Origin of the sequence: Ureibacillus sp. 179-F W5.1 NHS (assembly GCF_045369345.1) — a bacterium.
Classification (GTDB): domain Bacteria; phylum Bacillota; class Bacilli; order Bacillales_A; family Planococcaceae; genus Ureibacillus; species Ureibacillus halotolerans.
On record NZ_JBIQFG010000019.1, the window covers coordinates 1 to 13,340 of the forward strand.

14 protein-coding genes are annotated in these 13,340 nt (G+C 35.5%); 4 read left to right on the top strand and 10 right to left on the bottom strand.

Annotation, left to right across the window (positions count from 1 at the left end; all coding sequences use genetic code 11):
* Positions 1-486 precede the first annotated feature (486 nt).
* Both ACH0B5_RS09950 and ACH0B5_RS09955 read left to right on the top strand, forming a co-directional pair.
* Positions 487-1,191: a toll/interleukin-1 receptor domain-containing protein gene (locus ACH0B5_RS09950; RefSeq protein ID WP_122973747.1), complete on the top strand. Its 705-nt coding sequence runs from the start codon at positions 487-489 to the stop codon at positions 1,189-1,191.
* A 594-nt stretch (positions 1,192-1,785) separates the two neighbouring features.
* Complete coding sequence (locus ACH0B5_RS09955) at positions 1,786-3,024, top strand: IS110 family RNA-guided transposase (protein WP_191709098.1); 1,239 nt, start codon at positions 1,786-1,788, stop codon at positions 3,022-3,024.
* Positions 3,025-3,444: 420 nt separating this feature from the next.
* Here the strand turns inward: ACH0B5_RS09955 and ACH0B5_RS09960 are convergent, their stop codons facing one another.
* Complete coding sequence (locus tag ACH0B5_RS09960; RefSeq protein WP_406927780.1) at positions 3,445-3,864, bottom strand: DUF4362 domain-containing protein; 420 nt, start codon at positions 3,862-3,864, stop codon at positions 3,445-3,447.
* A gap of 153 nt (positions 3,865-4,017) precedes the next feature.
* Between ACH0B5_RS09960 and ACH0B5_RS09965 the strand changes: the two genes are divergently transcribed.
* The gene (locus ACH0B5_RS09965) at positions 4,018-4,482 is read left to right on the top strand and encodes a hypothetical protein (protein WP_122973027.1); all 465 of its coding nucleotides are present in this window, start codon (positions 4,018-4,020) and stop codon (positions 4,480-4,482) included.
* Positions 4,483-4,575: 93 nt separating this feature from the next.
* Here the strand turns inward: ACH0B5_RS09965 and ACH0B5_RS09970 are convergent, their stop codons facing one another.
* The 9 genes from ACH0B5_RS09970 to ACH0B5_RS10010 all read right to left on the bottom strand — a co-directional run bounded on the left by ACH0B5_RS09970 (position 4,576) and on the right by ACH0B5_RS10010 (position 12,189).
* Positions 4,576-5,379, bottom strand: a complete 804-nt coding sequence (locus ACH0B5_RS09970; protein WP_341361619.1) for a hypothetical protein — start codon at positions 5,377-5,379, stop codon at positions 4,576-4,578.
* Position 5,380: 1 nt separating this feature from the next.
* Positions 5,381-6,253 (bottom strand): ATP-binding cassette domain-containing protein, encoded by an 873-nt coding sequence (locus ACH0B5_RS09975; RefSeq protein WP_341361618.1) that lies wholly within the window; start codon positions 6,251-6,253, stop codon positions 5,381-5,383.
* Positions 6,250-6,627, bottom strand: a complete 378-nt coding sequence (locus ACH0B5_RS09980; RefSeq protein ID WP_191706498.1) for a GntR family transcriptional regulator — start codon at positions 6,625-6,627, stop codon at positions 6,250-6,252. Before ACH0B5_RS09980 ends, ACH0B5_RS09975 begins: the two co-directional genes overlap by 4 nt.
* A gap of 204 nt (positions 6,628-6,831) precedes the next feature.
* Complete coding sequence (locus tag ACH0B5_RS09985) at positions 6,832-8,550, bottom strand: methyl-accepting chemotaxis protein (RefSeq protein WP_341361617.1); 1,719 nt, start codon at positions 8,548-8,550, stop codon at positions 6,832-6,834.
* 265 nt (positions 8,551-8,815) lie between these two features.
* Positions 8,816-9,277, bottom strand: a complete 462-nt coding sequence (locus ACH0B5_RS09990; protein WP_341361616.1) for a GNAT family N-acetyltransferase — start codon at positions 9,275-9,277, stop codon at positions 8,816-8,818.
* A 148-nt stretch (positions 9,278-9,425) separates the two neighbouring features.
* A complete protein-coding gene (locus ACH0B5_RS09995; protein ID WP_122973021.1) occupies positions 9,426-10,190 on the bottom strand; it encodes a GNAT family N-acetyltransferase in 765 nt (254 codons plus the stop codon).
* 103 nt (positions 10,191-10,293) lie between these two features.
* Positions 10,294-10,656, bottom strand: coding sequence for a YunG family protein (locus tag ACH0B5_RS10000; RefSeq protein WP_122973020.1), 363 nt, complete (start codon positions 10,654-10,656; stop codon positions 10,294-10,296).
* Positions 10,657-10,738: 82 nt separating this feature from the next.
* Positions 10,739-10,903 (bottom strand): DUF5320 domain-containing protein, encoded by a 165-nt coding sequence (locus ACH0B5_RS10005; RefSeq protein WP_158599721.1) that lies wholly within the window; start codon positions 10,901-10,903, stop codon positions 10,739-10,741.
* A 305-nt stretch (positions 10,904-11,208) separates the two neighbouring features.
* On the bottom strand, positions 11,209-12,189 hold the full coding sequence (locus ACH0B5_RS10010) for an ABC transporter substrate-binding protein (protein ID WP_406927781.1): 981 nt from the start codon (positions 12,187-12,189) through the stop codon (positions 11,209-11,211).
* 151 nt (positions 12,190-12,340) lie between these two features.
* Here ACH0B5_RS10010 and ACH0B5_RS10015 point away from each other — a divergent pair, with 151 nt between their 5' ends.
* Complete coding sequence (locus ACH0B5_RS10015) at positions 12,341-13,339, top strand: FecCD family ABC transporter permease (RefSeq protein WP_406927782.1); 999 nt, start codon at positions 12,341-12,343, stop codon at positions 13,337-13,339.
* The last annotated feature ends 1 nt before the right edge of the window (position 13,340 follow it).

Sequence of the window (13,340 nt, forward strand, 5' to 3'; positions counted from 1 at the left end):
ATGATTTCTGTTAGATAGGCCTGAGCTTCTTCTAAACTTGTAAACGTATCTCGATGGGCAAATGCTTTCCGACGGATTAGCTTTTGAAAGGGGAGATTTTAATAATGAAGGGGAAAATTTATAACGAAAAAACAGGAAAGTGGATTTCTGGTGGTGCAGCTCAACTGCATATAATTAAAAAAGTGGTGGATGGGAAAATTTTATTGGAAGAATAGTTACAAATGTTGCTGCAGCAACAGCTAAAGCAACAGTCAAAGAAGCATTCAAAGAAATAGATTCAAGAGAAGTCAGAAAAAGTAAGCCTAGATTAAAACGAGTAAAGTAGATTTTAATTTATGGTAGTAAGAAGAATTAAATTTGATATCAAATAAGTCCCCAAATGGTAGCTTAGGAACGGTTAGATAGCGACAGACACGATTAAATATGATTGTGATATATTTTGGCTAGTATTTGGAAAATAACAAGTCTAGGGGGAAAAGAAAACGAATGGTTAGATGTACAGCTCCAGTAAGAGGGCATAATTCAGCAAGTGCTGCAGCAAATTGTCCAGCATGTAGTAGTAGAGGCGGTTATGGTAGGTATTCTTCTCCATCTTATTCTTCTCCGTCATATTATGATACGAGAAGTACAAATAGTGGGGGTTCAGGTGGGAGTTCGAGTCGTAGTTCTAAACCGAGATGGTCAAAATCTACTTCTTCTGTAATTTACACTTCAGCAGAAATTAGAACTCTTACACCAATTCGTAACAAAGTTGAGGAAATAACTGTTGCTAAGCCAGATTTAAGAGATGTTTTTCTTTGTCATGCTTGGGACGATAGGAAAGAATCGGCTAAAGATTTACATGATTTACTTGAGTCTTTAGGTGTATCAGTATGGTTTAGTGAAAAAGATGTCTTGCTAGGTGCGCCATTATTACGAGCTATTGATAAAGGGCTTGCAGCTTCAAAAGTTGGAATCGTATTAGTAACTCCATCATTCCTAAATCGTTTAACAAAAGAGGGTATTGCAGATAAGGAACTGTCTGTATTACTTGCTACAGACCGTTTAATTCCAATTGTTCATGGTACAACTTATGATGCACTTCGAGATGTAAGTCCTTTATTAGCATCTAGAAGTGGTTTAGATACTGCGGAAGATTCGCTTGAAGATGTAGCTAAGAAACTTTCTGAATTAGTAACTATCTCTGACTAATTAATAAAAGGTATCCAGAATTGGCAGCTATCTCATTGATTAAATAAAAGAGTAGTTTTACGCTTCATTCAAGTGCATACAAAAAAAGTTCCCAAATGAAAGTTTGGGGCCACATTAAAAATGCACGAACGTTGTTAAATCAACGTTTCGTGCATTTTTGTATGAACATTGGTTATGCAGCATTTTATACAGATGAGGAAAACCGTTGATGGAACGGTGTTTATACTTGCTGGGCTTGTTCTTTAATTTGCATAAAAACTTGTATAGCAAATCTCTTATCGTTATAAATCTGCATCTTTTCTAACACTCACCCAGAAAAAATGTTATTCAACAATATGGCCCGATCGTAATATGAGGTTAGCCAGATTTTTCTGGTTGACCTTTTTCGTTTAGGTCTTATTATAACGGTAGTCGGGGTAGAACGTCTGGCCCGTGGGACTTAATCCCGTCAACAAAACTGTTCACCCCCTACTTGTATAAACATGTTTCGAGCTGGTTGGGACAAGGATCCCGTTTAACAAGCGAACCTATGACATTACAAGCAGCTTTAGGGGTTACCGACGAATTTAGTTTTCTTTAGGAGGAGATTTAATTATGAATCCAGTCGTAGGTCTGGATGTTTCAAAAGGAGAAAGTCAGGTGCAAGCCTTTTTAGATAAAGGCAAACCATATCGTAAGAGCTTTAGTATTAAACATACTCTTGAAGGTTTAGATAGTTTATTAGAATTTCTAAGAGATATAGAGAAATTAGCTGATGGTAAGCAACCTTCGGTTATTTTAGAATCTACAGGTCAATATCATATTCCTGTCATTCAATTTTTGGAGGAGCAACAATACGTCTATATTATTGTAAACCCACTTGTCTCTCATCGAGCTAGAAGTACAAATTTACGCAAGGTAAAGACTGATGCCATTGATGCCTATCATCTATGTGAGCTGTATTACAAGGAAGAGTTAGAACCATATAAGAAAAGAGGCATACAACTCTTAAATCTTCGTAATCTCACTAGACAACAAGAAACAGTATCAAGCACAGCTGCACAAACAAAATTACAGCTACAATCCATTTTAGATCAGGTTTTCCCTGAATATAGAGGTGTCTTTGGGAATCTCTATTCAAAAATTTCGTTACAGATTCTATCAATCTTCCCAACCTCCAAAGAGGTTTTAAGTGTTAGCGAATCAGATCTTACTAATAAAATTGCGGAATTATGTACAACCCGTTCAGAAAAATGGGCAAAAGAAAAAGCAATTAAATTGAGAGAAGCTGCATTACGTAATCCATTTCAAAACAACTTGTACCAAAGCCATATCTTTAACCTAAGAATGTTTATTAACATTGTTCTTCAATATCAAGAGCATCTATCAAAGTTAGCAGCAGAAATAGATGCCCTCGCTAAAGAAATTAAAGAATATGAGATAATCCAGTCTATCCCTGGTGTTGGAGAAAAGATTGCGGCAACAATCATCTCTGAAATTGGAGAGATAGAGCGGTTTAATCATCCTAAAAAGCTAGTAGCATTCGCTGGAATAGATCCTAGCGTTTACTCTTCAGGTAGATTTACTGCTTCCATAAATCGCATAACCAAAAGAGGTTCTAGCAGGTTAAGGCAAGCATTGTTTATGGCTGTACAATGCGGTATAAGAGATGCACGCAAGCAAAAAACAAGTGATGAAATACTCCCTAGAAACAAGAAATTAAGAGAGTTCTACGATAAAAAACGCGAAGAAGGAAAACCTTTTAGAGTAGCAATAATTGCTTGTGCTAATAAGCTTTTACATTGGATTTATGCCCTACTAAAAAGGAAAGTAACCTTCCAAAACGAGGATTAAAAAGTATATCTAAGCACATAAAACAAAACCTTCCAATTTTAAAGAGGAAGGCTTATTTGGTGTACCCTTTTTTTAGTATAGCATGTAGGTTTTAATATTTTTATTGAAAAATCTTGACAACTATTAGCTGGTTTTGTTGAGTAACAAAAAAGGACCGCATTATTTCAGCCGTCACTTTTTTCCATACATGCTTTTATTGCAACATGAACATAATTGTCCAAATCTAAAAAACTTCTTCGTTTTTATATATGCACCTTTTATTTCGGATTTTGAAAAAGCTTTAACGATATTGAGTTAAGACTATTTGTTTCTATGAAAAGTATTTTTGAACAACGACCGTCATCCACAATGTTTTGGTTTTTTTATTGGGTCCATTATATTGTTTTTATTCCGTTTATTAAGGGAGAAAATCCATTTTTACTATTCCTGTACAGTAAGTATAATGTTGACTTCCGAATTTCCGCTCCCCTCTAAATTATATTCCGTATCTTCTCCTGTTTGTATTTCCTCAATGGAACTGCATGTTGTCTGGCTAACGCTTCCTTGACCATACTTATCTCTCCGAGTATCATAGGTTGAATGAATGATTTCTCCATCATACTCTAGAACATGCAAAATGGGATCTCCTTCTATTGTATAATGAACGATTCGAACTTCATCTTCTTTCCCTTCTTTCATGTTGCTAAGAAATTGTTCAAATCGCTCGATATTTTGTATTCCATTAGGCTTATTTACTACATCCTCTGGAGAAGAAATAAATTCAGGTATTTTATTTGCACTTTGACAACCTGATATAAATATCAAACTGAATAAAACAAATATTCCATTTCTCCAATTCATACCTATACACCTCTTTTATCATTATTTATTTGTATCTGATAGTCGGTTTAAATAAATTCCAATGTCATTTCTATAACTAGAAGTCTTTGACTAAAAATTCCATAAAAGTTAGAATCTTAAGTATCTTAATTGTTGAAGGAAGGCTCTTTTCTAATGAAAAAAACATGGATTAAGCGTACTGTCCTCGTTACAATTCTAGTTATTATTCTCGTATTTTATTGGAATGAATACCGAACAAAAAAACTCGTAGAGGCGTTTTTTGATACATATCAGCTAAGTGAAGAAATACATGACATTACCATTATTAACTTAAGTGAAGAAGACATATTGAAGGCTTTTACGATAATTGATGAAGAGCATCCCCTTCACCCCACTGTTATAAATTCTATTGAAAAACTAACTGTAAAACGCATACCTGATTATAAAGAGACTTTTTCTTTTTCAGAAGGTTATTCAGTTTTCTTTATTTACAACAATACATCAAACCATATTTATATAAACAAAAACGGTATCGTTTATTTTAACGGCAAGGAATATGAAATCCAAGGAAAGGAAATTGTAAAAGACCTTTTCGAAATACTTGAAAGAGCAGAAAAAAACAAGCCAGATGTAAAATAAATTTAGTTTTCCTCCCCCAGTAACATTACATAACCGTCGGATAAATAAGGACCAATAAAAAAGAGCTAACCCTCCCGGATTAACTCTACTAAACTAATATTTCACAATTATTTTTTTCGTCATTAGACGAATTAACCAACAGTAAATGGCAATTAACACGAAAGTTCCGATTACAGAAAAAGCGAGGGGTAATTCTGTTATTGTTATAAAACTTGGAACTGGTAAACCTAAGCTAATGGATATTAAAATATCCTCAATATAAATTAAAACAAAGGCTAGCACAATTGATACGATACCGAATATACCGAATCGACTAAAGGCCGCGCCAATTAACCAACCCGCTACATAATAAGTGAAAATATTTATTGCGAAAATGAAGATAGCTAGTAGCCAACTAGAGCTAGGGTCTTCATACGGTGTGAAAATGATGGATAAAATTAATTCTGCAATAAGGTGCCCTTCCGTCTCGTTCATCGATCCATCTAGTGGATTCATATTTACCGGAATGTTCAAAAGGTTCACGATGAAAGTTATTACTGCGGAAATAATCGCACCAGCAACTGGAATCGTAATCGCAAGGCCTAACGTGCCAATTAATGTCCCCTTGAAATAATCTTTTCTTGTAACACCATTGCTCACATAATGGGATAGTACGCTCACCGCGGAAATAATCCCAATGACCAGCATAAAAATATTAGAAGCAATGAATAATGAATCGAAATACGTATTTACGCCACCACTCTCTTTAAATAGTGAAGATACGATTTTAACATCGCTCAATATCGATGACATGATTTTCACGAATTGAATAATGAGCATGACCCCCATAAAGCCAAATGCCCATGATCCTTGGACTAAAAACATATCCTTTGCTACTTTAGGATAAATTCGTGGCATCTTATTCTTCCCCCTCTGTTAAATGAATAAATAGGTCTTGTAGTGAGATCGGTCCAACTTCCAAACCATTTTGATGGGCGAGCTTGCGATCTGCATCACTTAATTCCCCATAAACCATAACGGATTTTGTATTCCCTAATTGTTTCGTATTTAATATGTTCATAGATTGCGTAAAGGCATCAACAGCTTCACTTGCCCCTGTAATGGAAGCCCCTTTTGTCACAACCGTTTCATAATCTTCATGGAGTACAAGTTGCCCTTTATTTAAAATCAAAACTTCGTCAAATAAATAATCCATTTCAGATACAAGGTGTGTCGAAAGGATGATGATACGGGGATGCTCAGATTGGTCTTCCAACAACTCTTGATAAAAGATTTCTCTAGTTGGGGCATCCATCCCGTTATAAACTTCATCAAAAATCGTAATCGGTGTACGACTAGCTAAACCTATTACGGCATTGACCGCTGATTGCATTCCCTTAGAAAGCTTACGAATGGGCTTATCAACAGGTAAGTTGAATTTCTTCACTAAGTAATTGGCATATTCCATATCAAAATTTGGTCGATACCGCTGAACATCTCCCAATATTCGTTCCAATTTTTCTGTTTCATCTTGATTGTCTTTATTGAAGATGAAATTCACTTGTTGCATGATTTTCGCATTTTCAAAAGGAACTTCCCCATTTATTTTTAACGTACCATTAGTCGGTTCGCGAAAGGATGCTAGTATGGATAATAGCGATGTTTTACCTGCACCATTTCTCCCGATTAATCCGTATATTTTATTGTCACTTAACTGAAAGCTTACATCTTTTAACGCATAATGGTTTCCAAATTGGAGAGAAAGATTTTTTACATCAATTTGTATGGTCATTCCCCATCACTTCCTTTACATTTTTTAATTAAATCAAATAGTTCCTGATCGCTTATGCCTAACTTATTCGCTTCTTGAACGAGACCTACAACAAAATTATCTAAAAAAGCATCTTTTCTTTTTTGGATGAGTTTTTCTCTTGCACCTTCTGCTACGAACATGCCGATTCCTCTCTTTTTAAATAAAATGCCTTCTTCCACTAGTTGATTAACCCCTTTCGATACCGTTGCATGATTGATTTTATAAAAACTTACAAGCTGGTTTGTAGAAGGTGCTTGCTCTCCTTCTTTCAGTTGTTCGTCCACGATTTGATCTTCAATTTTTTCACGTATTTGTACATAAATTGGTTTATCTTGATCTAATAAACTGCCCAATCTTATCACCACTTTTCATTTTTAATTCCGACATTTTAATATCATTTCAAACCCTTTCATGGACACCTTAAGCTTTATGGTTATATACTTATGTGTATAATCATATCAGCATACCACTTTTCTGTCAATAAAAAATGCTAAGGAAATTTTCTGTTTCCTTAGCATTTTATCGATTTCGTTTAATAGGATGGTAAATAACCTTTTCTATTTATGAATTTTAAAGATTGAGACAGATTCATTTAATTTTTCAGCTAAGTTTGCTAATGACTGGGATGTTGCTGCTGTTTGTTCACTTGCTGCAGCGGCTTCTTCACTTGTCGCTGCAATACTCTCTACCGCTTGCATTACACTAGCTGATTGGGAAGATTGTTGAGCACTTGCTGATGCTATACTCTCAATCGCCTTCATAACATGGTTAGATTGTGTAGATTGTTGAACACTTGCAGAAGCAATTTCCATTGTCTTTTCGTTTGCTTTAGCCATCATCTCTGTAATTTCATTAAAGGCTTGTCCAGTACGTTTTGTTGATTTGACTCCCTCAACTACAGCATGCACACTTTGAGACGTGTTGTTTTGAATCCCTTTAATAATTGTGGTAATTTCCTTCGTCGCATCGCTAGACTGTTCTGCTAATTTACGAACTTCTTCAGCTACAACGGCAAACCCTTTTCCGTGCTCGCCTGCTCGAGCCGCTTCAATTGCTGCATTTAAGGCTAACAAGTTTGTTTGGCTTGCAATATCATCAATCACCTGAATAATATCGCCAATATGATTTGCCTCTTTTTCAAGCAATGTCATTTGATGGCTAATATCCTCCATGCCTATAATCGATGCTTCCACAACTTTTGTTCCATCGAACGCTACTTTCGATAAATGATCGCTTAAAGTAGCTGTTTCATTCGCATTATTCGCAACCAAATCAATCGCTTTATTCAATTCTCCGAACAATTCTTTTATTGTTTGAGCATCGTATGCTTGACTGTCAGCACCTTTAGCAATCTCTTTAAATAATTCGGTAATTTTTTGAGCATCATTTGCTTGAGTAGACGCACTGCTCGCTACTTCTTCCGTTGTAGCAGAAATTTCTTGTGCAGATGCTGATACATTTTCTGCAGATAAAAGAATTCCTTCAACTGTTGAACGTAAGCTGATGATCATACGATTAATCGAACGAGCTAAGTCGCCAACTTCATCTTTCGTATTGATAGAGATTGTTTTCGTCAAGTCCCCTTGTGAAACATCTGCAACTAAACCGGAGACATCTTTTAAAGGTTTCGAAATAAGTCTAGCTATAACAACGCCTAAACCAATTGCAAATAGAACTGAAAGAATTAGCACAATAATCGTAATGATGGTAGCAGAATTATACAGTTCTTTCGACTCCATATTTGTTGTATCAGCTAAATGAATATTCAAATCAATAAGATCTTTAAGATATCCTTGTACTTTATCTCCCGCTTCCGCAAATTCAGGTGCTTTTTCTAAATAACTTTCAACATCACCAGCATAAGCAAACTCTAACGCTGTATCATAAATGGATAAATAATCGTCGAATGCAGGATAAATTTCGTCAAGAATTGCCTGCTCTTCCGGGGTAATAATGGTATTACTGTACTTCTCTAACTTACTTTCTATTTCTTCAATAGCTTGAACACCTTGTTCATTGATTTCGTCTTTTCTCTCTTGCGTCGTTGATGTAAACATCATGTCACGAATAAGTACTCGCAGTCGTTGGAAATCTGTCTCTGCTCTACCTAAATCGCTAATCGGTATAACCCGCTCGTTATACATAAAACCTATTTTCTCATCCATGCTACTTAAATTGATCAAACTGTAAATTCCTACCGCACCTAAAACGACACTCATGATAATGAATGTACTAATCAATTTAGTAGCTGTTTTTAAGTCTTTAAACCACTTCAAAATGAACCCTCAACTTTCTTTTTCTATTTCTCTGATAACGATGACAGAGTTGTGAATGATAAGGAGTGGAAAGACTTAAAAATAGGTACTTTTTCTTATCTAAACCACTTCGTTCAACCTATTATAAACGTTGGATTCGATATAAAAAAGGACCTTTTTTAGGTATTATTTTAGGTATAAAATACTATAGACCTTGATTCTCTTCACAAACCTTCATGTATTTTTTAATTTTCTCCCTCTTCTTATTTCCAAAAGCAAACCTAACTTAATTTGGGAAGAACTCCATCGGCTCTTTGCAATGAACGTAACCATTTTTCTGATAAAAGTGAATGGCTTCATCACTTGGCCATACAATAACAAATTCATACTCATTTTCTTTCACCCAGTTATTTATTGACCTTAGCAAGTTACTTCCTACTCCCTTATTTCTATACTCGGGAATGGTATAAACATTTGTCATATACGCAAATGGACGGGTTACTCTACCTGGTCTTGGTACTTTTTGAATTACCTCTATGTATATATGGGATGCCACTTTTCCATTTTCCTCAGCAATCCAAATAAACCACCTATCCCTTTGAAGGGCAATTTCTAAAAATGCATGACATTCCTTTTCGAAATCCTCGAAAGACGCATTTTTCTTACTTTCATCGTGCTCAATCGTAAAATCCCATCTCATTTTAATTAGTTGATCAATGTCTTTTGTTTCTGCGAGTCTAATAATCATTACATTTCCTCCCCGTTTTGTAGAATTGTTACTCTACTAATCCTTTCAACAAAAAAGAGCATAAATCCTTTGATATATGCTCATCACAGTTTCGTTTTCCATAATAAATAAAATTCCATACAAATGTCCCAGTGTATATGAGATGAATTTAATCCATAAGCTCTTTTAACCGCTTCATTACCGAATGAATCGTCAATCGATGAAAGGAAATAAGAGTTCCCTTAAAGACAACGGAAAAAATACCATATGGCGTTGGGGATAACTCCATTAACTCACCTCTATTTTTCAAATCAATTACGTTTACATCCAATCCTAGTTCATTTGCAGCGGTAATTAGATTTTCTGTTGCTACTTCTACATATGGACATTGAAAAGAACGGAGTATTGTAAGGTCTTGAAATCGTTGTATGCGATTCTCCCAATTAGTAGGAAAGGTAGGTAAAGAAGTGTTATTTTCAAACCGATAGACGAGCAACTCAAATTGATAAGGTGCTGTATCTACCAACTTAAAGTTGTTTTTCAAAAAAATCTCTTTACTTGGTGTCCAAGAAGTTTCCGAGTTTGTTACAACTATGACACCTTTTTTCAAACGACTCTTTGCATCTTGAATGCATTTGTTAATAAGTTTAGCCCCGTGACCTTTACCTGTTTCACTTACCCAAAGACAATGAATAACTAAATAATCATCAGCGTGAACGACTCGAGAAGAAAATTCTGCATCCGTATATTCAATAAACCCTACTTGTTTATTGTTTTTTAGTAATTGAATATACTTCAAACCTTCTTCAAATCGTTTGTTTAGCCATTTATTTTTATTTATGTATCCTTGTGATTTTTTCTTACTTCTAAGACAATAGCTTCCTATACCTTCTAGCATTTCAGTATTGACCTCAATCATTTGAATATTAGCCATTTAATCTCCCTCCTCTTTATAACTATTTCTTCTAACTGTTTCATTTTTCCTTTCATTACAAGAGAACAAAAAATGCCTTGCTGTTTCAAGCAAAGCACCTAGGTTATGATTCATTCTTTAAGTTCATGAATACTGTTTGTTTTAAATAGCTGTACTGTGATTCGTTCGTATCAGCATAGGCTTCCTCTCGGTTCGAGAGAACATCCGTATAAACGATGTCTTCTTCAAATTGTGAAGCTGTAAAATCAAAACGTTCCCCGCTAATTACATTATAAAAGTGCCATCCATCTGGTAGTTTCGTCTTTCTGATTTCCCCGCCTAAAATGTCGTGTACAACTAATGCCGTTACTCCACATTGGCCCTTTGCAGGATTATCCGCGCTCCATTTTGAACTAGATTGTAAAGACCACGATTTTCGCAATGACTTCTTGATGCGTTCTGTTTGGTCGATTATATGACTTTCCATGAAAAAAGCTCCTTTTACTTTTCGCATTTATAAAAACGAATTCTGCTCCATTCTAGCGGAATAATACTTTTTATTTCTCAATCTATTTTTGCTTTTCCTCTAACTCTTTTATTTGTTTTTTTATATTTTTCAATTCCGTCTTTAAAGCCTTCACTTGTTTTGAACTATCAACGCCCATTTGAACTCCGAAGGTTACAAAGAGAAACAAAAGGGCTAATCCAATAAAAGTAATAACATATACTTCCATTACTTGTCACTCCTCTTTGTATAGTGATACCCTTATTACGAAAAGGAAAACTCAGCGATGAAAGCTCTATTCATTCCATTACCTTTCCAATAGTAACCGTCCCCGACTAAGTAAATCGCTAATAATGATAGGACGATATTGAATGAATAGTAGTTCCTAGATGAATTCAAAATTTTTAATAAATATATGTTTTACTTGTACTAGATTTTACCTTTGCATGAAAAATCTTTGTTAAGGCTAACTTGAGTAAAACAAAAAAGTATTTAGAACGAACTTGTTCTAAATACCTTACTTGATTTTAAGGCTTATTTGCCTTCAAGGAAAAATTTTTCGATATCGTCTAACATTAAGTTAGCAGCCTTGACGCCTCCAGCTGTATTCCAAATTTCATCACTTACTTTATGAATGTTCCCTTCTTTAACGGCACTTAAGTTTTTAAATAATGGATCATTCACCCATTCTTCTTCTAGTTTAGAAGCTTCACCATCACCTGTTTCATAAGAGAAGTAGAAAATCATATCTCCATCCATTGCAGGTATACGTTCTTTTGTTACATTTTTTTCCGCAAAATCATCCACATTTTGTGATTCTGGACGGGCAAATCCTAATTGATCTAATATCACACCAGAGAATGTATCTTTATGATAGATTCGAACATCTCCTGCCATAAAGCGTACAATCGATATTTCTTTTTGTAATTGGTCACCTAATTTGCTTTTTAAATCCGCAATACGGTTATCAAAATCGCCAATTACTTTTTTCCCTTCTTCTTCTTTGTTCACAGCTTTAGCGTAAAGCTCAAAGTTTTTCTTCCAATCTCCACGAAGATCTTCAGCAAATACTGTTGGGGCAATCGATTTTAACTGTTCATAAATTTTTTCATGACGCATTTTGTTCCCGATAATTAAATCAGGCTTTAATGATGCAATCGTTTCTAAACTTGGTTCACCTTCCGTACCAACACTCGTGACCCCTTCCATATCCGCTTTAATATGGTCATACCAAGGATCGCCAGTCCAAGACTCTACAGCTCCTACTGGTTTCACGCCTAAAGCTAATAAAGCCTCTGTTCCTTCGTTTGTTAAAATAACCACACGTTCAGGTGTTTTCTTTATTTCCGTTGACTCCATTGCGTGTTCAACTGTATAACTTTCTGTACTTGATGCTTTATCAGATGTACTATCTTCCTTCGAAGTTTCTGCCTTGTTTCCGCACCCACTTAGTACGACAACAAATAGTAAAGCAGTAAAAAATAAAAGTTTACTATGCTTAAAAAAGTTTATCATTTTTCTATCCCCTTTTGAGAATGATTTTCATTTACATTCTGAATACTATTGGATAAAATAATCTCTGTCAATATGTAATTGAAAATGATAATCACTATTATTTTTTCGACCATTTCTCAAATTATAAATAGATACATAGGGAGAAAACGATATGCAACTTCATAGCAAAAATGGAAAAGTAGCTGGATTAGTATTAGGAGTTATTTTACTTCTAATCGTAAATTTTCTAAGCCTAGTTCTTGGCTATACGGATTTAACGTTCCATACAGTAATCGATGCCTTTAGCCATTTTGACGGCTCCAATGAACATATCATTATTCAAGATGTTCGACTACCGAGGGCTTTAATTGGGACAGTTGTAGGGGCAAGTTTGGCGATAGCTGGGGCTTTATTGCAAGCCTTAACTAGAAACCCTCTAGCTTCTCCAGACATTTTAGGATTTAACGCGGGTGCGAGCTTTTTTATTGTCGTTGCACTCATGTTATTTTCTATCTCTTCTTTACAAGCAACAACTTGGATTGCTTTTTTAGGCGCAATGATTGCAGGGCTCTTAGTGTACTTTTTAGGCTCCGTTGGTCGGGACGGCATGACACCTATTAAAATGACCCTTTCCGGGGCCGCCATTGCAGCGCTTTTTGGTTCGTTAACTCAAGGACTACTTGTTATGGATGAATCGGCTTTGGATCAAATGTTATTTTGGATGTCTGGCTCTGTTCAAGGGAGAGAACTAGCCATTTTACTATCCGTACTCCCCTATATCATCATTGGGGTCGTAATCGCTTTAGTGATAGCTTCGAAGATAAATATTTTAACGATGGGCGATGATGTAGCGAAAGGATTAGGACAACGGACAGGATTTGTAAAGTTAGTAACGGGGCTAGCGATTATTTTACTTGCTGGTGGTTCTGTTGCGATTGCTGGTCCCATCGGATTTATCGGTATTGTCGTACCACATATTGTAAGAACGGTTGTAGGAATTGATTATCGTTGGATTATCCCTTACTGCGCAATCGTCGGAGGAATTTTCCTTGTGATAGCGGATATCGGTGCACGATATGTACTGATGCCGGAAGAAGTACCCGTTGGTATTATGACGGCACTCGTCGGTATACCATTCTTTATTTACATTGCAAGAAAAGGTGGAAAGTAAC